This window comes from Deltaproteobacteria bacterium, assembly GCA_019309545.1.
Lineage (GTDB): Bacteria > Desulfobacterota > Desulfobaccia > Desulfobaccales > Desulfobaccaceae > Desulfobacca_B.
Map to the genome: position 1 here is coordinate 13,998 of JAFDGA010000005.1, position 24,024 is coordinate 38,021.

Consider the following 24,024-nt stretch of genomic DNA (forward strand, 5'->3'; position numbering starts at 1 on the left):
TTAAGACTTACGCCAAACTTGTTTTTCTTGATACTCCGCAAACTTTTTCAAAATGAATTTGCCGGGAAAATCCTGATGCCCGAGATAGGTTTGAGTACTCTCCAGAAAACGCGCTTGCAAACCCTCGAAGATTTCTTGGACCTGGTCGACGGCAATAAAATTTCTCACTTTTTGGTGGCAGAACAGCACTTCTGGACCCAAGGCGGCTCTGATTTGATCAATAAGGTGACGTTCAGCCGGGCCAAGGAGATTCTCCCGAACCGGTATGGTAATCCGAGCCTTCATGATAACTTGCCAGCGGTCCCCAGCTACAGGCCGCGATCGGTCCCAAATTTCCAGGGTGAGGCCATTGTCCAGAGGAATACGGGACTTCAATTGATCTGTTTCGCTCATACTCTTAAGGTCCTAAATGGCGATGAATTTTGCCCTTTGCCTTAGCCTCTTACCATAAATCTGGTCCGGAAGCCAAGGCTTTTAATTCCAACGACAATTTTTTAACCCATAATAATTGGAGAGGAAGTCAATGCGTCGCAAAACTTTAACCCTGATATTGGTGGTGCTGGCCTTTTCTGGCGCGATAATTTTGGGATACCTTTGGTTCTGGCAAGGCACCCCGCGCCATACACTTTATCAAATGGTACGGGCGATTCAGAACCGGGATATAAACAATTTTTATAAATTTGTGGACTTACAGGCAATATTTAATAATTTTATTAATGATGCCAGCCAAGACCTTGGTTTTCTTAATGAAAACAATCAGAAAGAGGAGCCTCCACCGGACGAATTTGCCCGCTGGAGCCGGAAATTGGGTAAAAAATTCGCTCGCTATTTACTGCCCAAACTGTTCGGCACCTTTGAGGCTCAGATCAAAGGTCAGATAGAACGGTACTTGCTAAGTCTCAGCACCAGCGAGACCTTAAGCCTGACTGCCTTGGTGACCCAGGCCCAGATCCAGCAGCAGGGACACCAGGCCGAAGTAACCCTTATAGACCCAGAGACGAAAAAACCCCTACGGTTTCGGATGCAGCAGAATCCCGACACCAGGGAATGGCGGGTGGTAGAAGTCAATTATCAGGACCTCAAGGAATTCCTGAAAAAGGAGTTTATGCAATGAAAAGGCTTGGAGCAGCTGTCCGGGCCACTTGGGGTTTAACCGATTATAATACTGGGTCTGATAATATATATTATGTAAACTTAATACTTCTGTTTTAACAGGCCTTATAAAATTTCTGTTCTAAAGTTCAAACTAGGCTCTAACTTATTCAGGCTGGCCGTTGATAATCACGATGCATCGACTACATCTCCCCATCATCAGAGGAGGACGGTGATGAAAGTGTTCATGACAGGAGGCAATGGTTTTGTAGGCTCTTTTCTATCGCGGTGGGCTATTATGCCCTCCGGGGTGAAGAGAGCCTGATCGAAGGCTCGGCCCCCGGAAATGATTTTCTGGCCGGAGTGGCGCAGGAATGAAAAGCCGAGGCCTTGGGTGTTGGACGCCAGAAAGTCATGCCGCTTTCTTTATCCAAAATATCGAGGAGATCGTGGCTCAAATACTGGGTTAGTGGAGCTTGGGGAATTTGCTTAGACCGATTTATTATGGATTTTCAATACTGGTCGGCCTGCTGGGCTGGCCAATCTTTTACTGGCGCCTGAAATCCCGAGGCCGGGGCGAAAGTTTTGGGCCGCGCTTAGGCCTGCGACTACCACCCCTACCCCTCCCGACCAACGGCCCCCGTCTGTGGTTGCATGGGGTTTCGGTGGGCGAAATCAGTGCTGCCGAACCCCTGGTGCATGAACTGCAGGAAAAATTTCCTGACGCCGAGTTATGCCTCTCCACCGGCACCGAAACCGGCCAGGCAGTGGCGCGCAAGCTTTATCAGCCGCCGTTGACAGTATTTTACTATCCTTTGGATCTTCCCTGGGCCGTGCAGCGCTATCTGAAACATATCCGGCCTGACCTGTTTATTGTTCTGGAGACCGAAATCTGGCCCAATTTTTTACACGATGCCCACCGCGCCGGCGTCAGACTGGCCCTGGCCAACGCCCGGCTTTCCGATCATTCCTTCAGACGATATCTTAAGATTAAATCATTTATCGCTGATATTATAAACTATTTTGAATTAATTGCCGCCAGCAGCGCGGAGGATGCACGGCGCTTTCTGGAATTGGGTGCAGAGCCGAAAAAAATTGTGGTAACCGGCAGTACCAAGTGGGACCGGCTCGTGGCTCCTCAGGATTCAATCAAGCTTTCTGAATTAAGGCAGCGCCTTGGTTTCCAGGACAATTTGATTTTTTTGGCTGCCTCCACACACCCCGGTGAAGAAAAGATAATTATCCAGGCTTTTCAGTCCTTAAGGGGTCCCTACCCTGCTCTTTTGCTGATCCTGACCCCCCGCCACCCGGAACGGGCCCCTGCCGTCGGTCAACTCCTGGCCCAAGCCGGGTTACCATACCACTTCTGGAGTAAGATAAAACAGGGAGTGGAGGGTCGCCGTCACCCGGTCATTGTAGTTGATACGATCGGAGAGCTATTTCCGCTTTATGGCCTGGCTGATCTGGTGTTTGTGGGCGGCAGTCTGGTTCCCCACGGAGGGCAAAACATCCTGGAAGCCGCGGCCTGGGGAAAGTTTCCCCTCTATGGCCCACATATGGAGAATTTCCGTCTGGGTCGAGCCTTATTAGAGGAAGCCGGGGCCGGCCAGACGGTCTATGGGTTGGATGACCTGATCAAGGCCGGGCAATATTTCCTGGCCCATCCCAATGAACGCCAGATCCGGGGGCAGCAAGGACAGACAGCGCTGCAAACCCACCAAGGCGCTGCTCGACGCCAGGCCCAGCTGTTTAAAAAGCTTTTACTCTCACCTTAGCCGCAGAAGGGGACCAGCAGTAAACCGGCCCCACCTCCCCGAGATGATTTATAGCTAAAAAGCGTACCAGACCCTGAACCAGTTGCGGACGCCCTCAGGCCGATTAAGGGCGGCAATCTCAAATTGGTTGATCAGGCAGAAGGTAAACCGCTTATAATCATATTTGATGGCCGGCCCAATAGCGAATTCCCGGCCGTGATAGCCAATTTCCCGCCCATCTACGGTATCCGCCGTAGTTTGGACATAGTAGTAACCCGCCGCGCCGATGCGCAGATTGGGAAGCACCGCATAGTCCACGCAATAATCAAAGTGAAAGGCCTGGCCGGAATGATAATGATCCCGAGCTCCGGTGAATTTTATAGGATCTTCATTGTTAGTAGGAAAATCATACATAAATTTGGCGGTGATGCCAAAGCCGCTTTTAGGGAACCAGCCCAGGGCCAATACCGGCTGAAAGGTAAAGTAATTCTGCGACGGGCTGGCAGCATCAGAGCTGTTGTAAGAACCCGGGAAAATGATCTCAAATCCGGCGGTGACATGGTAATCACCGAAATGCCAACCTAAGATACAGGGATTAATGCAGGTATTACCTAGTCCGAACTGATAATCGCTGAAGTTTATGGGTTTTGAGCGCATACCAGTATATATCAGCGGTAATACTACATGCATGCCCCAGTTGCCCCCCAGGATTTCCACCTTGCTGGAATATATCAGACGGAACACCTGGGCAAAGCTCTCGATCCGGACTTCTGGCGGTCCTCCTTTGAAATGGTCAGCGTAGTAGTACATGAGAAAGTTCTGGTAATAGACCCCGGGCGGTGGGAAAGCTCCGGTAAAAAAATTTTCCACCCCGTCGGGATAGGCCGCCAAACCACGCTCAGTGGCTTGGGCGGAAAGGGGTATCACCCCTATAAATAGAATCATTCCCCAAATCAGCCATCTTTTCATTTCCCCTCTCCCCCTTATTCTGAAAAACAGCAGTTAGAATTGAATTTCAAACAGCGAACTGATGGAATCCTCGCGGTGAATATTAAGGATGGCCTGGGAAAACAGCGAGGCCACGGAAAGCTGTAGAATTTTACGACAGTTACAAGCTTCATCCCCCAGCGGAATTGTATCCGAGACGATCAGGCGCTTTAGAGGGGAATCCATTACTCGCTGTATAGCTTGCCCGGATAGGACCGGATGGGTACAGCAGGCATAGACCCCTTTAGCCCCATGTTCCATGATGGTTTTGGCAGCCTCCGTCAAGGTGCCACCGGTATCGATAATATCATCCAAAATAACTGCCTGTTTGCCAGAGACATTCCCAATAATGTGCATGGCTTTGACCTTTCCGGGGGCGTCCCGGCGTTTATCGATCATCGCCAGACCAGCGTTAAGCCGCTTGCTATAGGCCCGGGCTCGTGGCACTCCTCCGGCATCGGGCGAGATCATGACCAGGTCATTCTGAAAATTATCCTTGATATAACGCATCATCACCGGGGAGGCGTAGAGGTTATCAACCGGAATATCGAAAAAACCCTGAATCTGCCCGACATGCAGATCCATGGTTAAAACCCGGTTGGCGCCGGCGGCAGTCAGCAGATCAGCGACGAGTTTGGCACTAATCGGCACCCGGGGAGCGACTTTACGATCCTGCCGGGCGTACCCATAATAAGGGATGACCGCGGTAATCCGCTGGGCTGAAGCCCGTTTGAGGGCGTCGATCATAATCAACAGTTCTATCAGATTGCCATTGACCGGCTTACAGGTGGATTGAATGACAAAGACATCCTTCCCCCTAACGTTTTCCCCGATCTCCACCCGTACCTCGCCATCGCTAAAGGTCCCTAAGGTGGCTGTGCTAAGAGGCAGAGACAAGCCTCGGCATACTTCTTGAGCCAAATCAGGGTTGCTGCTGCCAGAAAAAATCTTTAATTCATTCTTTGCCATAAAAATCACAAACCCCAAGTTCAAAAAAATGATTTATGTTAAATCATTGTGTTAGAAAATGGCAAGATTAATTTCCGACCGGTTGATTTTTTATTTGGTTTGGCCGACAACCGACCAGCTTTGCCGCAGGCTAGCCCCCTTCCACAACTTGGAAAGGCTTATAAAGCTAGCCTTCTGGTTGAGAAGAATTTCAACGGGACGAACCGCAGATCATTAATTAAATTCTTCCAGGAATGTTTAGCTGCACCTTGCCAGCCAGGAGAATTATATAATGGGGGGGAAAGTTGGGAAGGCGATTAAATTATACCAAAACCGGTTTCAAATATTTAATACCGTTAACTTGTTAATATTATATAATTTTTTTTATATAAAAACCGTAACCGGTGTTAAAAGGCATACCACACCCGGAACCAGTTATTGATGCCTTCATCCCGGTCCCGAGAACCGGTTTCCACTTGGGATTGGAAGAGGAAGCTCCAACGTCCCAGGTCGTATTTAACCCCTGGACCCAGACCCAGGGTCGGCTTAGCAATTTGCGGTCCTCTGAAGGTGAGAAAATCAGGGGAGCGCTGTTGATAGAGGTATCCACTCAAGCCAACCTGGAGGTCGGGCATGAGCCGATAATCCATAGAATATTTAAACAGCAGGTAACTGCGTACACTGCGCCCGGTCCGACTGGCTGGCGGCTTCAAGTCATACAGAAATGAAACACGCAATTCAACATCGTGAGGCAATTTCAAGGTAGCCGAGGCCTGGGGGTGGTAGCCGTAATCCGAACTGCCTAACAGTTCAGTAGTGGCCATCAGTTGCACTTTTTCTCCCTGCCAGAGAAAGGCCGAATTTTCAGCGATTGTGGGGGAACTCGGCTTTACCGGCTGGGAGGCACCGATCAGCATCTGGAATTCTAGCGGGGTCTGGGGCTCCATGGGCAGATATTGATCGGATCCGGTAAACACCCTGCCTCCTGGTTCAACGGCCTGAACTTTTGGTGTCCATGCCGCCAACCCAAGCACAAATATCATCAATATAATGATCTTGAGCTTTCCCCCCCAGCTCACCAGCATCCCCCTCAATGTTTGTACTTAATTTTTAAGTCTAGCTATAAAAAAAGTCAATAAGAATATAGATTGATCTATGAAAACAATATCTTATCGATGTTCCTTCAGAGAACTTATTAGGGTCCAGCCGATCATGGTGGAAAATTACCTTAATTCTTTACTCAGATTGGAGCCCACCGTAAATTCGGGCGGAGATGTGGAAGCGTCTAGTCAAAAAACTGATAAATCTGATCGATAACCATTTCCACCTCTTCATCCGAGAGGGCGCAGTGGAGCGGCAGGGTAATGATTTCCTTGAAGGCCTGCTCGGTTACCGGCAGGGACCACTGCCTTTGTCCGTATAAATGTTGAAAATGTTCGTGCAGGTGATTGGGGATATAGTTGAGGCTGGCTTCAATATCCTGTTGGCGGAGAAATTCCATCAGGGCGTCACGCTTGCCCTTATGGACTCGGATAACATAAATGTGAGGAGCCACGTGGCGATAGTCGATTTTCAGAGGGGTGACCCCGTTCAGCGGGGCCAGCGCCTGGTCATACCGCCGGGCGATCTTTTGCCGCCGCTGGATAAAACCCGGTAATTTCTCCAATTGAGCCAAGCCGATAGCTGCATTAATATTGCTCATGTGATAGCGGAAACCCTGCCGGGGAATACGGTAAAACCAGCGGTGCGATGTCCCAGACTCGATATTGGCTCTGCGCTCAATGCCCAGCAACCGCTTCTGACGTATGATCTCCGCCAAATCTTTCTCCTGGCAGATTACCGCTCCCCCTTCCCCGCAGGTGATATTCTTGATGGAATCAAAACTGAAACAGACCAGATCGCCAAAGCTTCCAATCAGCCGACCAGCATAGCTTGAGCCCAGGGCGTGCGCCGCGTCTTCGATGACCCTGACCCTGGCCTGAGCGGCCAGCCGATAAAGGCTGTCCAGGTCACAGGGATTACCGGCGTAGTGGACCGGCATTAGTGCCCGGGTGCGAGAGGTGAGCTTACGCTCCACGTCTTGAACATCCATCAGCAAAGTCTCGGGATAGACCTCACAGGGCACCGGCAAGGCTCCGGTGGCGGTAATCATCTGAAAACACGCGCTAAAAGTCAGGGAGGGAACGATCACTTCATCCCCCGGGCCGATCCTCAGGGCCTCCAGGGCCAGGTGCAAGGCAGCGCTCCCGGAATTAACGGCGATCACTTGGGCCGCGTTCAGATACTCCTTAAGCCGGGCCTCAAACTCCACCACCTTGACGCCATGGCCAAAGTAACCCAACTCAAAGGCCTGTTCGACAGCCGCCAATTCTTCTTTACCAACCACAGGGGCAGAGACTCTGATCATTTTCCTGTTAGCTAACCGGATAGAATTTCACCTGGGTCCGGGTTTAAGTTTGAGATTGCATATCTGGGCCCCGAATCTGGTATCACCAGTTCGGGATAGTCCTGTAACCAGGCTTCCAGGGCTTGTTGAGCCCGGCGGGCATATGCAGTCCCCCGAGCTTTTTTGGGCACCCGGCCAGCCAGCGGCGGGAACAGACCGAAATTAACATTCATGGGCTGGAAGTCTTTGGCTGCGGTATCCGTCAGATGATGTATTAGAGCCCCCAGTGCCGTAGGGCGAGGCGGAGTCAACAATGGCTGGCCAGTAGCTTGGCGGGCAGCATTGATCCCGGCCAACAGGCCCATGGCGGTGGATTCGACATATCCTTCAACCCCTGAAATCTGACCGGCCAGAAAAAGCTGAGGGTGTGCATGGGCATTAAGATAGGGCGTCAAAAAACCTGGGCTTTTGATAAATGTATTACGGTGCACGCTGCCCAACCGGGCAAATTCCGCCCGCTCCAGACCGGGGATGAGCCGAAAAACCCGTTTTTGCTCAGGATACTTGAGCTTAGTCTGAAAACCTACCATATTATATAAGGTTCCCTCCTGATTATCCTGGCGTAGTTGAACCACGGCAAAAGGTTGGCGGCCAGTTTCCGGATCGATCAGTCCCACCGGTTTCATCGGCCCGAAAAGTAGGGTCTGATAACCGCGAGCCGCCAGCACCTCAAGGGGCAGGCAACCCTCAAAAAACCTGGGATCTTCAAAATCCCGCAGTGGAACCTGTTCGGCCGTCATCAGGGCCTGATAAAAGCGGTCATATTCAGTCTGGGTCAAGGGGCAGTTGAGATAATCCTCCCCCACATTGTAACGGGAAGCTCGAAAGACTTGGGTGTAATCGATGGAATCAGCAAAAACGATCGGCGAGATGGCATCATAAAAATGCAGATGTTCCTGGCCGGTTAGCCGGGCCAGTTCCTGGGCCAGAGGGTCAGCGGTCAGAGGGCCGGTGGCCACAATGGTAGGGCCTAAAAGCTCTAATCGGGTGACCTCCTCACGAATAATCATTACTTCAGTCTGTCTTTCCAGGCTTTCGGTGACATGGGCGGCAAAAGCCTCGCGATCCACGGCCAGGGATTTGCCCGCCGGCACCCGGGTCGCGTCAGCCGCCTGTATGATCAGGGAATTCAGACCGCGCATTTCCTTCTTCAGCAATCCCACCGCGCTGTTGAGAGCCTCGGATCGCAAGGAGTTGCTGCAGACCAGTTCCCCCAGCAGGGCAGATTGGTGGGCCGGAGAGAATTTCACCGGCTTCATCTCCACAAGGCGAACTCTGACCCCGCGGCGTGCCGCCTGCCAGGCCGCCTCACTGCCCGCCAAGCCACCACCAATAATGATAATTTCAGGCTTCCTGGTCATCATCGCAAGGCGCGGTGAAACCGCAACCCTTCTTAGGACAGGCCAATATCTTGCCGGCTTTTTTGGTCTCTTTAGCCACCAGGAGCGGAAAACCGCATTGCGGGCAGGATTGATGCACCGGTGGATAATTCAGGGCAAAGCGGCACTTAGGATAGCGGCTGCAGCCGTAGAATACCCCTTTTTTAGAACGGCGTTTTAGCAACACCCCCTCACAGCCTTCCTGGGGACAGGGGACGGCCGTCTCGGTCTCCTGAGAGTTCTCCACCGGACGGGTGTAACGGCACTTAGGATAACCGGGACAGGCTAAGAACGGCCCATAACGGCCGTGTTTAAGAACCAGGTTTTTGCCACAATGCGGACACTTGTCCTCGACCTCGGAAGTTTCCGGAGGCGAAGTCTCTTCTTTGGGTATGGGGACAATATTTCCCTGGTCATCACGTTCAAAGTTCTGAGTATACTTGCACTGAGGGAAGGCGGCACAGCCAAGAAATTCCCCACTTTTGCCCCACTTGATCAGCAGTTCTGACTGGCAAAGGGGGCACTTCAGACCGGTCGGTTTGCCTTTAACCTCCCGCATCTGGGTTTTGGCCGACTTCAGCTCTTCCGCAAACGGCTCATAGAAGTTGCGCAGCACCTCCTGCCAGAAGAGCCTCCCTTCGGCGATCTGATCCAGGTTTTCTTCCAGCCGGGCGGTGAACTTGACATCCAGGATATCCGGGAAGTTTTCCACCAACAGATCATTGATGACCAGACCCAGCTCTGTGGGACTAAGCCCCACCTTGGTTTTGATTATGTACAGTCGGTCCTGGATGTTACTTAAGATGGTGGCGTAGGTACTGGGGCGGCCGATTCCCTGCTTTTCCAGTTCCTTGATCAGGGTAGCCTCGGTATAGCGCGGCGGCGGCTGGGTGAAATGCTGTTTGGGATCGAGACTTACAAGCTTTAAGTTTTCACCCTCCGCTAAAGGCGGAAGCTTGGCCTCTTCCTCTTCCCCGCGGCCATTTTTGCTTTCCTCATAGAGCAGGGTGAACCCAGGAAATTTAACTATCGAACCAGTAGCCCGAAACAGGGCCTCGGCCGCGGTGATATCAACAGTAGTGACCAACAGAATGGCAGGGTTCATCTGACTGGCTACGAACCGCTTCCAGATTAGCTCATAGAGCGCCAACTCCTCTTTTTTCAAAAATGCTGCCATTTTCTGAGGAGTTCTAGCCACATCCGTGGGTCGGATAGCCTCATGGGCTTCCTGGGCGCTTTTGCGACTCTTGTATATCTGGGGTTTGGCCGGCAGATAATCTGGGCCAAAATTTTGGCTGATATAAGTTCGCACTGCATTAATGGCCTCGGCCGCCACCCGGGTGGAATCAGTGCGCATATAAGTAATCAGCCCCACCGGACCTTCCGAGCCGACCTCCAAACCCTCATACAGCCGCTGGGCAATGCGCATGGTCTGCCGGGCGCTGAACCTGAGCTTCCGGCTGGCCTCCTGCTGCATGGTGCTGGTAATGAAGGGTGCTAGCGGTCTTTTCTGGCGTTCTTTTTGGTCCACCTGCCTGACGGTGTAAACTGCTTCGGCCAGAGATGTGACGATCTGCTGAGTCTGTTGAGCATTGGCCAGATTAATTTTCTTACCTTTATATTTGAATAACTTGGCCCGAAACGGAGGCGGTTGGGCGGCCTCCAAGTGAGCTGTCAAAGACCAATACTCCTCGGACACGAAGGCTAGGATCTCCCGCTCCCGCTCACAGATCAGGCGCAAGGCCACCGATTGCACCCGGCCGGCGCTCAGCCCCCCTTTGACCTTCTTCCATAAGAGCGGCGAAATCTGGTAGCCCACTAAACGGTCCAAAATCCGCCGGGCCTGTTGAGATTCATAACGTGCCCGATTTAAAGGCACCGGAGACGCCAAGGCCGCGCGGATCGCCTTGGGAGTCAGTTCATAAAACAGGACCCGATGGAATCGATGTTCCTGGTCTTTTAAAGCCTCAGCAATGTGCCAGGCAATGGCTTCTCCTTCGCGGTCCGGGTCCGGCCCCAAATAGATATCATTAATATTGTCGGCGGCCTTACGTAAACTTTGGATCACCTTGGCCTTGCCGACGATGGTGACGTAATGTGGCTTGAAATTGTTCTCGACATCCACCCCCAGTTCATGCTGGGGCAGATCCTTGATGTGACCCACGGAAGCCTGGACCTTGAACTCAGATCCCAGGTATTTTTGCAGGGTGCGGGCCTTGGCCGGCGATTCGACAATTAATAGGGATTTAGACATAAGTTTCTGTAGATCTTAATAATAAATATTAGCTTATACAACATAATTAATCTGACGCCATCACTCGGCCAGCACATAACATTTCCCTGGCAACTCCCGCACCAGACCCTGAAGCTCCAGCATGGTCAGCCGGGTCATGACCTCTGGCGCCGGTAATCCCGAGGCCATGATCAATTCCTCAATCTGCTGCGGTTCGGAGCTGAGCAGGGCTACCAACGGATCTTCAACCTGAAGCGAGGGCTGGCGTGGCGCAGCAGGACTGCTGGCAGGCTCCGACCGCGGCACCATCCCTGAAATTTCGCTTAAAATATCATCGACATCTTGCACCAGCTTGGCCCCCTGTTGAATCAAGCGGTTGGGGCCCAGGCTGCCTGGAGCATCGATCGGGCCAGGAACGGCAAGGACTTCCCGTCCCTGATCGAGCGCTAGTTGTGCCGTAATTAATGCCCCGCTGGGGATGCCTGCCTCCACTACCACCACTCCCAGAGCCAGGCCGCTGATCAGGCGATTGCGAATGGGGAAATTTTTAGCCTCCGGTGGAGTACCCAGAGGGAATTCGCTGATCAACGCCCCCTGGACGGGTATGCGACGATAAAGTTCTTTATTTTCCGGCGGATAGACTTTATCCAGTCCACAACCCAACACTGCCAGAGTCCGACCGCGGTTTTCCAAGGTCCCCTGGTGGGCCGCGCTGTCTATCCCCCGGGCCAAGCCGCTGACCACCGTCACCCCTTTGAGGCTAAGCTCCCGGGCCAGCCGGTAACTCACTTTCTTGCCATAATAACTGATTTTGCGGGTGCCGACCACTGCTACTGCCAGCTGATCTTGTGGCTCTATGGTTCCTTTGACATAAAGAAACGGGGGCGGATAAGGAATCTGGTGTAAGGCCGGAGGATAATCCTCGTGGCTCTGAGTGATGATTTGCCCTCCCAGGTCGCTTAACCTTTGCAACTGCCGGTCAATTTTCGGCCAATCGCGGAAATCTAAAATACCCCGGGCAATAGCAGGGCTGACCTTGGGGACACTGATAAGTTCAGAGTAAGAGGCTTGAAAAACTGCTTCCGGCTGACCGAAGCGCCCTACCAGTCGCTGGAAGATGACGACCCCGATACCGGGTACTGCTCGTAAGGCTACCCAGGCCATTGTATTGAACAGGTCAGTCATCGGTTCAGCTTAGAGTTGCCCTTTCAGCCGCCTCCCGTAGTCTGGCCAAGGCGGTCTCAATTTGCATCTCCTGCTGAAGCACGCCCTGGAGACGGCGGCGCCAGTCCTCTTTCCGACCTTCCTGCTGTTGGATGGCCACTTTGAGGCCGTCCAGATCGACAAACAGCGATTTCAGAGACGCCCGCCAACTCTTTTCCTGTTCCTGTCCCAGATAATCGATCAGAGGGTAAAGATACTGGAATTTCAAGCGTTCGGCGTAATCTACCAGATAACGTTGAGTTTCCTGCATGGTCTGGTCTTTGATGCGGCCCAGGGCCTCGGACAAGGATCGGCGCAATCGCTCTCGCTTGGTGGGGGCCGGACTGCGGCGCCACAGTCGCTTCAGACGGGATAGGGTTAGAGTGACCAGATTGGCCCCCAGGAGTATCAAGGCTTCACCCCGTTGTTTCCAGCCCAGGGTCAGTTCCAGGGAAAATAGCGGCGGCTGCAATTCCGCGGGCCGGGACCAGGCCGCGCTGCCCAGGGTGGGAACTGCAGCTGATACTCCCAAATTTGCCATTTCTTGATAATATAGGCTTAGGGCGTCTTGCAGGGAGACCAGCAGCGGAGATACCACCTTAGTCAGTTCGGCTTCCAGCCGGTCTTCCTGCCGTCTGACAAACTCCAAAATCCGTAAGTTGATCTCCTCGGTCAAAAAAGTCATAAACTGCTGTTGGAAATCCTGATAGAGGATATATAAGGCCGGCATAAACGCGGAAATGCTGTCGCTGAGTTGCAGTCGGTCCAATTCCTCCCGATACGCCTCAATGAATCGGAAAATAGCCGGACCCACTTCTCCATAACGTGAATCGAAAAAGGAATCAACCTGACCGCGCAGCTGTCGCTTCAGATCCTGCGCCGTGCCCTGGAGGGTTTGGCTGAGGCTGTGAAGCAGCCCTTCCAGCGGCTGTCGGCGCTGGGCCAGACGGTTTTCCGCCTGCTGGATAGCCTCCACATCTTGACCTAAGAGATCGTATTGCAGGCCGGCGTTTTCTCGAATCCCTTGGGCTACCGCCTGTACCTGAGCCAGACTTCCGGTCAACAGCAGGCGGGACTGATGAAAGCTAAGCAACCGTTGCAATTCTCTCTCAAACCGTTCGGCTTCCTGCCGGGAGAAGCTGGTGATCTCTAAATCTTGTTCCCAGGTCGCCAATTTGCCCTGGTCTCGGGGAGTCAGAGTCGCACCTCGGGCCAGGAGCCGGAGAAGCAAGTGGTCCAGGGCGGAAAAGGCGAAAATTGGTGCCTCAGCCTGAAATACCGATAATTCCCGACGCAAGCGGCCTAGCAGTCGCTCTACTTCTAAGCGATTTTCGTGTTCGCTCAGATCCAGGTTCAGTATGAACAGGGTTTGCTCCCAAAGCCGCATCCGCTTGATATCGGCCAGAAATCTATAATCCGCCTGTCGCAGCCCTACCCGGGAACTGATGACATAAAGCAACAGGTCGCTTTTTAACAAATAGTTCTGCACCTGGGCCAGGTGCTGGGGAATGGGCGAATCACTCCCTTGACAGTCACCCAGCTCCAGACCCTGAGCCGGCCAGGAGAACGGTAAAGTCAAAAGCACATCCTGTAAAAAGATGGCCTCCGCTTCGTTGCCAACCAGTTGCTGGTGGACCTCTGTATCGGTATTTGTCAGCTCCAGGCGCTGCTGCCCAGCCTCCAGCTTATCTTTTAGCTGATCATAGCCTTCCAGATAAGAGCTCAATAAAATATAATTTTGGTCCAGACTGTCCTGCGACAGCAGTCGATCCTTCTCCACCTGATTCAATACCTTGCATATGGTGTCGCGATCCTCGGGGCGGCGCAGATCTAAATACCTCTGTCTTTCCAAAAGCAGCGGGCTGGGAAAAAAGCTCAAAGCCCGATTGATCTCCCCGTTAATCTCTTCCCAGTCCTTGAAGACCAGACAGGCCCGCGGTTCGGAGCCGGGTTCGATCCGAGTGATCATGGCGGTGATAATCCCTGCCCCCCGTTTTAGGATATCCTGTCCCAAAATGGCATTGATCAGGGTGCTTTTGCCAGACTTGACCGTGCCGACTACGGCAATCCGGCAGCGGTCTTCGTCAAGGTGGGCGCTTACGGTTTCAAGCACCTTAAACCAGTGCTCGGCCTGGACCTTCCCACCCGGGAAGAGGCTGGCCAATTCGATGACCAGCGCCCTCAGGGTCTGGATTTCCTGACGTAGAGACTCTTTAAGCCCGTTGCGAGAGGAATTTAACTCCATTAAGTATCCGGTTCGGAAAATAGTAGATCAGACGGGGTGGAACACTCCTGAGTCAATACCAAGAGAATCAGGTTTCTAATCTCTAAATGCTGCTAAGCCTTAACAGTTACAAGGATACTGATACCTTCCCGCCTTTTTCGGTAAGGGGAAAGGTTAAATTTATATCCATTCAGCGTCAATCCCGGTTAATACCGGTGGACTACTTCTGATTAGCGGCCTTACTCGCTTCTTTGGGAGCAAAGCCGGCAATATAGCCACGACCCACCCGAACCCGGATCTTGTCAGCAATTTCCATGGTCACGGTCTGGTCAGCAATGCCGGTAATCACCCCATACAAGCCACCCGAGGTTACCACCCGATCACCCCGTTTCAGGTTCTCTAAGAATTGTCGATGTTCTTTAGCCTTTTTTTGCTGGGGGCGGATGAGCAGGAAATAAAAGATCACGAACACCAGAATTAAGGGCAGGAAGGTCCACATGGCGTTGCCGCCTTGGGCTCCACCGCCCTGCGCCCCAGTCATGGCATAAGCCAGATCAATCACCTAGGTTACCTCCATTCTGTCGTTGGCAATAAAAATCACGGCGAAATTCCTGGAAACGGCCTTGGGCCAGAGCCCGCCGCATTCCAGCCATTACTTCCAGATAATAGTAAAGATTATGCATGGTTAAAAGACGATAGGCCAGAATTTCCCGGGCGATAAACAGATGTCGCAGGTAAGCCCGGGAATAATGGCGACAGGTATAACAATCGCAGGCCTCATCAAGCGGAGAGGGATCTTTGGCATACCGGTTATTTTTAATCACCAGACGGCCAGTCCGCGTTAAGGCCATGCCATTGCGGGCATTGCGGGTCGGCAGCACGCAATCAAACATATCCACCCCCAGGTTTACCGCCTCCACCAGCTCCTCTGGGGTCCCCACGCCCATCAGATAACGGGGTTTGGTGGGCGGCAATTCAGCAACGGTTACTCCCAGCATGGCAAATCTGGTGTCTCTATCTTCCCCCACGCTCAGGCCGCCGATAGCGTAGCCTTCAAAATCCTGAGCCACCAGGGCCTGGGCATGTTCCCGCCGCAGATGAGGATACATTCCACCCTGGGTCACGGCAAACAGGGCCTTTTCGGGCCGGGTCCGGGCGGCCAGCGACCGCTGCGCCCAGCGGAGAGTCAATCCGGCTGAGCGGGCCACATAGTCTTCCGGGGCCGGAAAGCCCGGACACTCATCTAAGCATATTAAAATATCACTTCCCAGGGCTTCTTGCAAAGCCACCACTTTTTCCGGGGTGAGGAAATGGCTGTCGCCATTGAGATGCGATCGAAAAGTCACCCCTTCTTCAGTAATACTACGCAGGGGAGCCAGGCTAAAGATCTGATACCCCCCGGAGTCGGTTAAAATGGGCCGCTCCCAATGCATAAACTGGTGCAACCCCCCCAAGGATTGGATGACTTCCACCCCGGGCCGTAAAAACAGGTGATAGGTATTGGCCAGGATGATTTGGGCACCCAGGTCCCGGAGTTCCTCCGGAGTCAGGGTCTTGACCGTTGCCAAAGTGCCAACCGGCATGAACACCGGGGTTTGGATCTGCCCCCGGGGAAGGTTCATCTCCCCCAGCCGGGCCCCGCCTGTTTCATCAGTGGCCAATAACTTAAAGCTGAATCCTGAGGGCATTATAGTATCAACATGCAATCACCGTAACTATAAAAGCGGTATTGCTGGGCCACGGCTTCCTGATAGGCCTCTAAAACCAATTCCCGGCTGGCCAGGGCGCTGACCAGTAACAGCAACGTTGACCGGGGGAGGTGAAAATTGGTCAGTAAACGATCCACCAGTTGAAAACGATAGCCCGGATAGATATACAGGTCGCAGAGGCCTTGCCCAGGTTTCACTACTCCCTGGTCAGTCCGGGACTCCAGAACTCGCACTGTGGTAGTACCCACCGCCACTAGCCGCTTTCCCGCGGCCCGGGCCTGGTTGATTCGAGCCGCGGCCTCTGCCGATAACTGGTAATATTCCGGAGCCAATTGGTGTCGGGTATAGTCCTCCTGCTTTACGGGCTGAAAGGTTCCTGGTCCGACATGCAGGGTCAGACTGACCATATCGACGCCCTGCTGCTTTAAAGCTTTCAAGATTGCTGGCGTAAAGTGCAATCCGGCTGTGGGTGCGGCCACCGCTCCGGGCCGGGCTGCGAAGATGGTCTGGTAGCGATCGCTATCCTCCGGCTCAGGGGCCCGCCGGATATAAGGCGGCAACGGCACCTCGCCGGCGGCCTGCAAAGCTTCCCGGATATCTTGATTATGGGTCCAAAACCGGACCTCGATCTGGCGGGAGCCGTTGGCGGCGATTACTTCAGCGTGCAGGTCATCGCCGAACTCAAGGTGTTGACCGGTCTTTAGCCGCCGGGAGGCGCGATACCAACCCTGAGCCTGGGCCACCTGAGGGACCGGACCGTTGGATTGAATGACGGGCAGATCTAGAAGCAGCAGTTCTATCTGCCCCCCGGAGCTTTTCCGTCCCCGCAGCCGGGCCGGGAATACCTGGGTATCATTCACTACCAGCAGATCCCCCTCATCCAGCCAAGCCGGCAGGTCAAAAAAGTGTGTATGGTACCAGCAACGCTTATCCCGGTCCAATACCAGCATCCGGGATCGGTCACGCGGTTGCTGCGGATATTGGGCCACCAAACCCGCCGGTAAATGATAATCAAAGCTCTGGATCGAATGTTCCATGATTCAAATTTACCAAATAAAACTTAAAAACCCAAAATTGTCAATGGCCAAAACCTTTAGACCTCGCAGCCTGATGGTAAAAAAGTTGCTTTATAAAACAAAATCTGACAAAAATGGACATTAAACCAGATTTTTTAGCAGCCCACAAAGGATAATCCCGATGGAAGGTCAATTCTCTGAAAAAGGCATCGTCTTCTTCCCGGATCCGTTTATGCTCGGCTCCCCGGCTGACTATGGTCTGGAATACGAAGAGGTGCTGTTTACCACTGATGACCAGGTACAACTGCATGGCTGGTGGGTCCCGCAACCCCAGCCCTCCCCTACCCTGCTGTGGTTTCATGGCAATGCCGGAAATATCAGTCACCGCCTGGAGAACCTGCTTTTACTGTGGCGCAAGGTGGGTCTACAGATTTTTATCTTTGATTATCGAGAATATGGCCGCTCCCAAGGCCGCATCACTCGGGAAGGCACCTATCTGGATGCCTCCGCCGCCTATGATTATGTCACTGCCCGTTTGGGGATCGCCTCGGAAAACCTGATCCTGTTCGGCCGTTCCCTGGGCAGCGCCCTGGCGGTGAATCTGGCGGTCAAAAAGCCTTGCCGGGCCTTGATTGTTGAATCCGCCTTCACCTCCTCGGAAGACATGTTCCGGCTTTATGCCCCTTTTGTTTCCTGGCGGCCAACCGTGCCCTATGATAATCTGGGCAAAATCAGCCAGGTGCGGGTGCCGCTCCTTATTATTCACGGGGTGTATGACGAGGTCATTCCCTTTAAGATGGGAGAGCGGTTATTTGCCGCGGCCAACCCACCCAAGTTTTTCTATCCCATTCCCCAGGCCCATCATAATGATACTTATATGATAGGCGGAGAGGCCTATTTTCTGCGCCTGAAAACTTTCGTGTTTAATGAAACCGGTAAGGGTGAGTCTTAATCGCCCCGAAAAGCTGGTATTAAATAATAAGACAAGCTTTTCGAGGGGAGGGCCGGCGGTCCCCCGGCCCTCCCCTTAAGCCCCCACCCTCCCTTAAGGGGTTGGGGGCCTCTCTACCCGCTGGATCACCGCCTTGAGCAAAATGGGCCAGGCAATGGTTGCATCGCAGAGCACCTCGGCAAAGCGGCCGCCTTCCTGGGGCGGGACGAATTTCCCCCAGGAAACTCCTTCCTGATAAGTACAGCCGCTCAGACCGCCCCAATGAACCGGTTCCGGACAGATGCGAACGCCGTACTGGAAGCGTATAAATGGGAGTTCGATCTCCAAACGATTCTGCAAAATATCAAAGAAGGGGCCCACCTGTTGGGCCCAGTTGCGCGGCACCCCGCCGCCGATGGTAAAAATACCAAGTTTTTTGGCCTTCAAAATTTCCTGGCCATAGCGCCCCAGGTCCAGGAAGGGATTGAAATTCAGAGATACGGCAGTCAGGGCCTCCTCGATCTTCTGGCCTTGCCGGATGGCCTGGCCGATCATCCAGTTGGCCACATCCAGACCCAACTCTGAATCCGTGAAAGCGGGGATAAACACCGGCACCCCGGCCAGATAGGCGTTGCGCAAAACTCCGGGCTGGTCCGTGCTTTCTGCCAAATAACGCCCCAGCTCGGCACAGATAATTTCCGAGCTCAGCACCCGGTTTTTGTCCATTCGCTCCAGCACGTTTCGAAAGATTTGTTCGGCGTAATCCAGGTTCTTCTCCATCTCCAGGGTGTCATAGACCCGATTGTAACCCATGCAATATAAGTCCTGATCGGACTGCCGGGGATCATATTTATAATGCACCCGATCCACGGCTTCGATCAGCCCATGGGCCATCAGCGCCCCGGTGGAGATAATAACCTTGAGCCAACCTCGGTCGATCATCTCACAGATCAACAGCCCCATTTTGGCCACCGTCATAGCCCCCGAAAAGGTGCCGACGATGGTGCACTCCGGGTCGGTGACCATCAGGTGCAACACCTCGGCGGCCTCGCCCAGATTACGGCCCCCAAAGGCGGTGCGACTCAGGGCGGCCAGCAATTCATCACAATCTTTGACCTGGTTAATGTCTAAGGGACTCAACGGCACCAAGCCATCCGCGGCCCCGTCATGGAAGTCCTCTTCTCTCCGTCGCACTCTGGTCTCCCGAAAATAAAACGTCTTACGGTTTAAACTTTCGTGTTGCGTAAGCCGGGCATTGCCCCCTGAATTTAACCAAAACTAAAAACTATTCTACTGCGGCCGGCGGTCCTGGTAGCGATAGGCCAAAAATTTATACAGCAGGCGGGCCGCAGTGAATTCGCTCACCCGGTGCCCGGGAATCGGAGCCAGTTCCACCAGGTCCAAACCGATTACCGGCCCCCGGACGGTGATGGCCTTTATCAGCTTCAGGACCTGAGAGTAGCTCAAACCACCGGGCTCGGGGGTGCCGGTGGCCGGTAAGATGGCCGGGTCCAGGACGTCCAGATCAATGGACAGATATACCGGGCCTTTGATGCGGCCCAGATTTTCCAGGGCCAGGTTCCAATACTCCGAATCTTGAAGCTTGGCGGCCTTAAGCAAAGTCAGGCGAGGAGCGACTTTGATAAGCTCGTACTCTTCAGCCGAATAGCTTCGCACCCCGATCAGGATCAGGGGGCGTCCCAATTCCCACACCCGGCGCAGCACACAGGCATGCGATAAACGGCTGTTCTGATACTTATCCCGGAAATCGGCGTGGGCATCCAGGGCAACCACCGTCAGGTCCGGGTGGCGGGTCAGATAGGTCTGCACCAGGGCCAAGGTAATAGTGTGCTCCCCGCCGATGGTCAGCAGCAGTTTATCCTGCGTTACCAAGGGATGGACGACTCGCTTGATTTTTTCCAGCATGGCCGTCGGCCCCTCGGCCTCGGGACTGATTTCCCGGGCAGTAGCCAGGCGGATTACCTGAGTGGGGTCCCAATCCAATTCCTCATCCCATAATTCTACCTGGCGACTGGCGGATAGTATGGCCTCCGGCCCGCACCGGGTCCCGGTCCCATAGGTGGTAGTAGCCTCATAGGGAATAGGAAGTACAATTGCTTCCGCCTTTTCCACCGGCAGGGGGTCAAGGTCCAAAAAGGTAATGAGAGGCATATCGGATATCCCGGTCTAATTAGATGAGTTTTTTGCTTCCATATCTTTCAGACGGCGATAGAGGGTAGCCAGGCCAATTCCCAGGATGCGGGCGGTCACCTCTTTGTCGCCCCCGGTCTTTTTCAGAGTTTGCAGGATGGCCAGTCGCTCGATCTCTTCGATGGAGGCCCCGATGGGGATGATAATCCGGTCGCTCACCCCGGAGGAGTCCCGAATCTCATCCGGTAGATCTTCCACTTTCACGGTGGACTCGGTGCAGAGGGCCACGGCCCGTTCGACGACGTTTTCCAGTTCCCGCACGTTACCCGGCCAGGTGTAACTTTTAAGGGCCTGGAGGGCCTTAGGGGTGAAGCCCATGGCCGGACGATTATTTTCTAGGCAGAACTTGTCGAGAAAATTTTGGGCCAAGAGCGGGATATCTTCCTCCCGTTCCCGCAACGGGGGAATTTCCAGATGGATGACATTAAGCCGATAAAACAGATCCTTTCGAAACCGGCCCTCGTTCATGGCCTGTTCCAGATCCTGGTTGGTAGCCGCAATGACGCGAATATCCACGTTGAGAGTGACAGAACCACCGACCCGCTCAAATTCACCGTTTTGCAAAACCCGCAGCAGCTTCACCTGGGTGGGCAGGGGCATTTCAGCCACTTCATCCAAAAAAATCGTACCCTCATCGGCTAGCTCAAACCGCCCTTTACGCTGCTGCACGGCCCCGGTAAAGGCCCCTTTTTCGTGGCCGAAAAGTTCCGACTCAATCAGGGATTCCGGGAGGGCGGCGCAGTTGACCATCACCAGGGGCTTATTTCGGCGGGGGCTGCTGTAATGAATGGTCTCGGCGATAATTTCTTTGCCCACGCCGCTTTCCCCGGTCAACAGTACCGTACTCTTTAACGAGGCGATCTGATTGACCTGATGGATAATTTTAAGGAAGGAGGGGCTGCGTCCAATAATCCGCCCGCTGACCAGGCGATCCTGTAAGGCTTGGCGCAGGCGCTGATTTTCCAGAATCAACTGCTGGGTTTCCAGGGCCTTGTTCACCACTTTGCGGATTTCCTGCATCCGGAAATCTTTGGTGATGAAGTCATAAATACCCAATTTTAAGGCCGAAACCGCTTCGTCCACCGTAGCCCGGGCCGAAATCATAATGGCGATGACCCCGGGACAGATGACCCGCATGGCTTCAAACAGGTCAGTGCCTTCCATATCCGGCAATTTCAAATCGATAATCGCCAGATTCACCGGCTGATGGCGCACCTGTTCCAGGGCCTCGTTGCCGGTCGCGGCCAACAACACCTGGTGCCCGATTTTTTTCAAAGTTCCTTGTAAGGCTTCCCTGGTGTTGGCATCATCATCCACCACCAGAATGGTACTCATAATCTATATTCCCTGAATAATTAAAATTTGATTTCGAGTTGATGGTTAAAAAATTGTACCAAAACCTTCAGATCGACCAAATTTTTACTCTATCATTATTTTCTCAAAACTCAAAACTGAAAGCTCAAAACTGATCCAATAACAGACGCTGGGGCTGTAAATCTTCCAAGTGCTGGGCCAAGGTCGGCAAGCCCCCGCCGGTCAACAGATGGGTCCAGCCACCCAAATGCACCACCTGGCCAGCCGCTTTGGTCAGCTTGCGCAGTCGCCTGGCCATTATCTTTTCCCGGACGATCATCTCTGGCGACGTCCAGGACGGATGGAATCGACTTATAAACCGGTCAGGCTGCGCCAGAGCTAAGCGGGCTTGCTGATATTGGGCGGCAATATATTGACCCCAGTCACCATCCTCGGTCAAGAGCAAATTCCTGAGATTATCCGGAGTAAGAAGCTCTCGAGAAAAACGCCGCAGATGGCTCCGAGAAACCTGGCCGGTGTCGATGGCTCGCCATTCAAGGCCGTGCTGTTGGGCAAAATCGTGAGCTGCCTGGACTTCAAAAGGCCAGGTTAATAGGGCCTCAATCCGTCTGAGGGCCAAATGGTGGCTCGCCCCTTCGGGCAGCTGGTTCCGAGCCCGCTGCCACCGGCGACGCCAGGTTTGGCCCTGTTTTTTACGAAACTTCAACGAAAACTGGCTGATTTCCACGGTAATCAGATTCGGCCGAACCTTCTCCAACAATTTCCAGGCCCGCGGGTATCCCAGTGAATCACCATGCACTGTTCCTACCAGAATAAGATCAGCCATCGCCTATCAATCACTCCTCCAACCATGGGTCTCCCCGGAATTACGGCAAGAGAGAGCAAAGGGTTAGTATTTTACTGATTCAGATATTATTTTATTGCTTTCGAAAAGATTAGGACATAAAAAAGCAGAATTCTTCTGGTAAGAGATCGGTGGTGGAAAAAAATCGGAATTGCTGTGGCGGTAGCTAATATTTGATAATATTTAAACTAATAAGTTGTCAGGCTTACCATAAACTGCCCCGCAGGACCTTTGGCTCTAATCTGGCCCCTGTCCCTCCAAGGCCGTTTAGATTCGCCCCCTTGTAACCAATTAACCCTTAGACCCGGATCAGGGCAGCCCTGATTTAGTAGCCCCCCTTACCTGCTCCTATCTGCTGCCGACTGGCTTGGGGGTAATTAACAATTACCGCGGGTAGTCTGGCGTTGGGGGCCCAACAGGAATGGGCCAAACCAATTTTGAGTGAGGTAGCCCTCCATTCGAGAAGACTTAAATAAATCGGCATTTGACCTGTCTGCCGGAAGAACCATTTCCTCCTCAGCCAATAATTCTTCCAGCAGACCTTCCAGAACCCAGGGCAAGAGTTGATTGCTTATCAAATAATCATCCATGTCGCTTCCCTCGACCATTTTATTTATGCAATTCTCGTTCCATAATCAAGATCAAACCCCGGCTTTATACAAATGGTCAGTCTGGCGGTTAGATTTCCCATAATTTAATCGGAAAAATCCAGACCAGAGAGGGGACATTGGTCGCAACGCGGTCGGGGGCGGCAGAATTCTTTGCCTAAGCGCACCAATAAGGCATGATATTCCTTAAACAGAGCCACCTCGGCCGGAAGATGCGCCATAAAGACCTGGCGCAATTCTTCGTAGGAGCATGGGTCTGTTACTAGATCATGTCGGTGTAAGATACGAAAGGTATAGGCATCAACAACGAACGTAGGTTTTTCCAAGGCATAGAGCAGAATGCTGTCCGCGGTCTCCGGACCGATGCCGTTGATACTCAGTAGGGCCGGGCGAAGATGCTCCAGATCATCCCGGGCCATGTTTTCCACCGCACCCTGGTAATGGGCCAGGAGAAAATCCAAAAAATTTTTCAAGCGCCGGGCCTTAAGGTTATAATAACCAACCGGGCGCAAAAACTGAGCCAATTCTAATTCGCTTAACTCGTGCAATCCAAAAGGAGACAGGCGACCAGCCTGTTGCAGTTGGGCAATAACCCGGGTGACATTGGTCCAATTGGCGTTCTGGGTCAGAATGGCCCCAACCGCGATCTCAAAGGGGCTCTCCCCCGGCCACCAGCCCTGGGGACCAAAGACCTCCCATAAGCGATGATATAGTTTCCAGAGTTGATCGCTAAGTTTCATTATTTGAACTTCTCATAACACGGTTCTGATCAGAAATCTATCTAGACCAGAGGTCAATTTGATAAATATTACTTTTTTAACCAAAATTTTACAGGATGTAAATGTCTTGCTTACCATCAGTCGAGGCGAACTAGGAATTTAAACCCATACCCGGGGACGCACAAAAATTCAGTTCGGATAATTTTCGATTTGTAAGCCTGTAAAAATCCGCCAGAGATTTGCCAAATTTGTAAATTCAGACAAACCAAAAGAGGCCATTTGGCTGACCTTGGTCCAGACTCATCGGTGGCCAACGGGAAAGGTGGAACTGTCTCAAAATGAGAATTTCAAAACAGTTCGATGATCAGATAATATTTGAGTTTTGGAAGCGATTGTGGTATTCGAA

Annotated in this window: 20 protein-coding genes; 3 read left to right on the plus strand and 17 right to left on the minus strand. The window is 52.8% G+C overall.

Translation table 11 applies throughout. The features are described from left to right. Positions 1 to 393, minus strand: coding sequence for a hypothetical protein (locus tag JRG72_02555; protein ID MBW2134105.1), 393 nt, complete (start codon positions 391 to 393; stop codon positions 1 to 3). A 130-nt stretch (positions 394 to 523) separates the two neighbouring features. On the opposite strand from JRG72_02555, the gene JRG72_02560 reads away from it, so the two are divergent. Both JRG72_02560 and JRG72_02565 read left to right on the plus strand, forming a co-directional pair. Continuing rightward, positions 524 to 1,114 carry a DUF2939 domain-containing protein gene (locus JRG72_02560; protein ID MBW2134106.1) on the plus strand — a complete coding sequence of 197 codons (591 nt, stop codon included), beginning with the start codon at positions 524 to 526 and terminating at the stop codon, positions 1,112 to 1,114. A gap of 463 nt (positions 1,115 to 1,577) precedes the next feature. After that, positions 1,578 to 2,867: a 3-deoxy-D-manno-octulosonic acid transferase gene (locus JRG72_02565; GenBank protein ID MBW2134107.1), complete on the plus strand. Its 1,290-nt coding sequence runs from the start codon at positions 1,578 to 1,580 to the stop codon at positions 2,865 to 2,867. A 54-nt stretch (positions 2,868 to 2,921) separates the two neighbouring features. Here JRG72_02565 and JRG72_02570 read toward each other — a convergent pair whose 3' ends face one another. The 11 genes from JRG72_02570 to queA all read right to left on the minus strand — a co-directional run bounded on the left by JRG72_02570 (position 2,922) and on the right by queA (position 17,012). Beyond that, on the minus strand, positions 2,922 to 3,815 hold the full coding sequence (locus JRG72_02570; GenBank protein ID MBW2134108.1) for a transporter: 894 nt from the start codon (positions 3,813 to 3,815) through the stop codon (positions 2,922 to 2,924). A gap of 33 nt (positions 3,816 to 3,848) precedes the next feature. Further along, entirely contained in the window at positions 3,849 to 4,802 is a 954-nt protein-coding gene (locus JRG72_02575) for a ribose-phosphate pyrophosphokinase (protein ID MBW2134109.1), read from the minus strand. 386 nt (positions 4,803 to 5,188) lie between these two features. Beyond that, positions 5,189 to 5,758: a transporter gene (locus JRG72_02580; protein MBW2134110.1), complete on the minus strand. Its 570-nt coding sequence runs from the start codon at positions 5,756 to 5,758 to the stop codon at positions 5,189 to 5,191. Positions 5,759 to 6,066: 308 nt separating this feature from the next. Next, positions 6,067 to 7,188, minus strand: a complete 1,122-nt coding sequence (locus tag JRG72_02585) for a DegT/DnrJ/EryC1/StrS family aminotransferase (protein ID MBW2134111.1) — start codon at positions 7,186 to 7,188, stop codon at positions 6,067 to 6,069. 11 nt (positions 7,189 to 7,199) lie between these two features. Beyond that, positions 7,200 to 8,588 carry a methylenetetrahydrofolate--tRNA-(uracil(54)-C(5))-methyltransferase (FADH(2)-oxidizing) TrmFO gene (trmFO, locus tag JRG72_02590; GenBank protein ID MBW2134112.1) on the minus strand — a complete coding sequence of 463 codons (1,389 nt, stop codon included), beginning with the start codon at positions 8,586 to 8,588 and terminating at the stop codon, positions 7,200 to 7,202. Beyond that, positions 8,572 to 10,860: a type I DNA topoisomerase gene (topA, locus tag JRG72_02595; GenBank protein ID MBW2134113.1), complete on the minus strand. Its 2,289-nt coding sequence runs from the start codon at positions 10,858 to 10,860 to the stop codon at positions 8,572 to 8,574. The genes trmFO and topA overlap by 17 nt, the downstream gene beginning before the upstream one ends. A gap of 60 nt (positions 10,861 to 10,920) precedes the next feature. Beyond that, complete coding sequence (gene dprA, locus JRG72_02600; GenBank protein ID MBW2134114.1) at positions 10,921 to 12,003, minus strand: DNA-protecting protein DprA; 1,083 nt, start codon at positions 12,001 to 12,003, stop codon at positions 10,921 to 10,923. 25 nt (positions 12,004 to 12,028) lie between these two features. After that, the gene (locus tag JRG72_02605) at positions 12,029 to 14,287 is read right to left on the minus strand and encodes a dynamin family protein (GenBank protein MBW2134115.1); all 2,259 of its coding nucleotides are present in this window, start codon (positions 14,285 to 14,287) and stop codon (positions 12,029 to 12,031) included. 199 nt (positions 14,288 to 14,486) lie between these two features. Next, positions 14,487 to 14,807, minus strand: coding sequence for a preprotein translocase subunit YajC (gene yajC, locus JRG72_02610; GenBank protein MBW2134116.1), 321 nt, complete (start codon positions 14,805 to 14,807; stop codon positions 14,487 to 14,489). A gap of 13 nt (positions 14,808 to 14,820) precedes the next feature. Then, positions 14,821 to 15,954, minus strand: coding sequence for a tRNA guanosine(34) transglycosylase Tgt (tgt, locus tag JRG72_02615; protein MBW2134117.1), 1,134 nt, complete (start codon positions 15,952 to 15,954; stop codon positions 14,821 to 14,823). Beyond that, entirely contained in the window at positions 15,954 to 17,012 is a 1,059-nt protein-coding gene (queA, locus tag JRG72_02620) for a tRNA preQ1(34) S-adenosylmethionine ribosyltransferase-isomerase QueA (protein ID MBW2134118.1), read from the minus strand. The genes tgt and queA overlap by 1 nt, the downstream gene beginning before the upstream one ends. 160 nt (positions 17,013 to 17,172) lie before the next feature. Here queA and JRG72_02625 point away from each other — a divergent pair, with 160 nt between their 5' ends. Beyond that, complete coding sequence (locus JRG72_02625; GenBank protein MBW2134119.1) at positions 17,173 to 17,943, plus strand: alpha/beta hydrolase; 771 nt, start codon at positions 17,173 to 17,175, stop codon at positions 17,941 to 17,943. A gap of 93 nt (positions 17,944 to 18,036) precedes the next feature. Here JRG72_02625 and JRG72_02630 read toward each other — a convergent pair whose 3' ends face one another. From JRG72_02630 to JRG72_02650, 5 genes are all read right to left on the minus strand, one after another. Beyond that, positions 18,037 to 19,116 carry a deoxyhypusine synthase family protein gene (locus JRG72_02630; GenBank protein ID MBW2134120.1) on the minus strand — a complete coding sequence of 360 codons (1,080 nt, stop codon included), beginning with the start codon at positions 19,114 to 19,116 and terminating at the stop codon, positions 18,037 to 18,039. Positions 19,117 to 19,212: 96 nt separating this feature from the next. Further along, a complete protein-coding gene (speB, locus tag JRG72_02635) occupies positions 19,213 to 20,094 on the minus strand; it encodes an agmatinase (protein MBW2134121.1) in 882 nt (293 codons plus the stop codon). Between the two features lie 15 nt (positions 20,095 to 20,109). Continuing rightward, positions 20,110 to 21,468, minus strand: coding sequence for a sigma-54-dependent Fis family transcriptional regulator (locus tag JRG72_02640; GenBank protein MBW2134122.1), 1,359 nt, complete (start codon positions 21,466 to 21,468; stop codon positions 20,110 to 20,112). Between the two features lie 124 nt (positions 21,469 to 21,592). Further along, the gene (locus JRG72_02645; GenBank protein ID MBW2134123.1) at positions 21,593 to 22,273 is read right to left on the minus strand and encodes a hypothetical protein; all 681 of its coding nucleotides are present in this window, start codon (positions 22,271 to 22,273) and stop codon (positions 21,593 to 21,595) included. A gap of 712 nt (positions 22,274 to 22,985) precedes the next feature. Further along, a complete protein-coding gene (locus JRG72_02650) occupies positions 22,986 to 23,639 on the minus strand; it encodes an endonuclease III domain-containing protein (protein ID MBW2134124.1) in 654 nt (217 codons plus the stop codon). Positions 23,640 to 24,024: the final 385 nt, after the last annotated feature.

What these genes read in the sequence shown, in the direction of transcription:
- speB (MBW2134121.1), bottom strand. Translation starts at nt 20,094, where the DNA reads ATGCCTCTCATTACCTTTTTGGACCTTGACCCCCTGCCGGTGGAAAAG.
- JRG72_02605 (MBW2134115.1), bottom strand. Translation starts at nt 14,287, where the DNA reads ATGGAGTTAAATTCCTCTCGCAACGGGCTTAAAGAGTCTCTACGTCAG.
- dprA (MBW2134114.1), bottom strand. Translation starts at nt 12,003, where the DNA reads ATGGCCTGGGTAGCCTTACGAGCAGTACCCGGTATCGGGGTCGTCATC.
- JRG72_02560 (MBW2134106.1), top strand. Translation starts at nt 524, where the DNA reads ATGCGTCGCAAAACTTTAACCCTGATATTGGTGGTGCTGGCCTTTTCT.
- topA (MBW2134113.1), bottom strand. Translation starts at nt 10,860, where the DNA reads ATGTCTAAATCCCTATTAATTGTCGAATCGCCGGCCAAGGCCCGCACC.
- JRG72_02570 (MBW2134108.1), bottom strand. Translation starts at nt 3,815, where the DNA reads ATGAAAAGATGGCTGATTTGGGGAATGATTCTATTTATAGGGGTGATA.
- JRG72_02555 (MBW2134105.1), bottom strand. Translation starts at nt 393, where the DNA reads ATGAGCGAAACAGATCAATTGAAGTCCCGTATTCCTCTGGACAATGGC.
- tgt (MBW2134117.1), bottom strand. Translation starts at nt 15,954, where the DNA reads ATGCCCTCAGGATTCAGCTTTAAGTTATTGGCCACTGATGAAACAGGC.
- trmFO (MBW2134112.1), bottom strand. Translation starts at nt 8,588, where the DNA reads ATGACCAGGAAGCCTGAAATTATCATTATTGGTGGTGGCTTGGCGGGC.
- JRG72_02645 (MBW2134123.1), bottom strand. Translation starts at nt 22,273, where the DNA reads ATGGCTGATCTTATTCTGGTAGGAACAGTGCATGGTGATTCACTGGGA.
- JRG72_02625 (MBW2134119.1), top strand. Translation starts at nt 17,173, where the DNA reads ATGGAAGGTCAATTCTCTGAAAAAGGCATCGTCTTCTTCCCGGATCCG.
- JRG72_02575 (MBW2134109.1), bottom strand. Translation starts at nt 4,802, where the DNA reads ATGGCAAAGAATGAATTAAAGATTTTTTCTGGCAGCAGCAACCCTGAT.
- JRG72_02640 (MBW2134122.1), bottom strand. Translation starts at nt 21,468, where the DNA reads ATGAGTACCATTCTGGTGGTGGATGATGATGCCAACACCAGGGAAGCC.
- JRG72_02650 (MBW2134124.1), bottom strand. Translation starts at nt 23,639, where the DNA reads ATGAAACTTAGCGATCAACTCTGGAAACTATATCATCGCTTATGGGAG.
- queA (MBW2134118.1), bottom strand. Translation starts at nt 17,012, where the DNA reads ATGGAACATTCGATCCAGAGCTTTGATTATCATTTACCGGCGGGTTTG.
- JRG72_02585 (MBW2134111.1), bottom strand. Translation starts at nt 7,188, where the DNA reads ATGATCAGAGTCTCTGCCCCTGTGGTTGGTAAAGAAGAATTGGCGGCT.
- yajC (MBW2134116.1), bottom strand. Translation starts at nt 14,807, where the DNA reads ATGACTGGGGCGCAGGGCGGTGGAGCCCAAGGCGGCAACGCCATGTGG.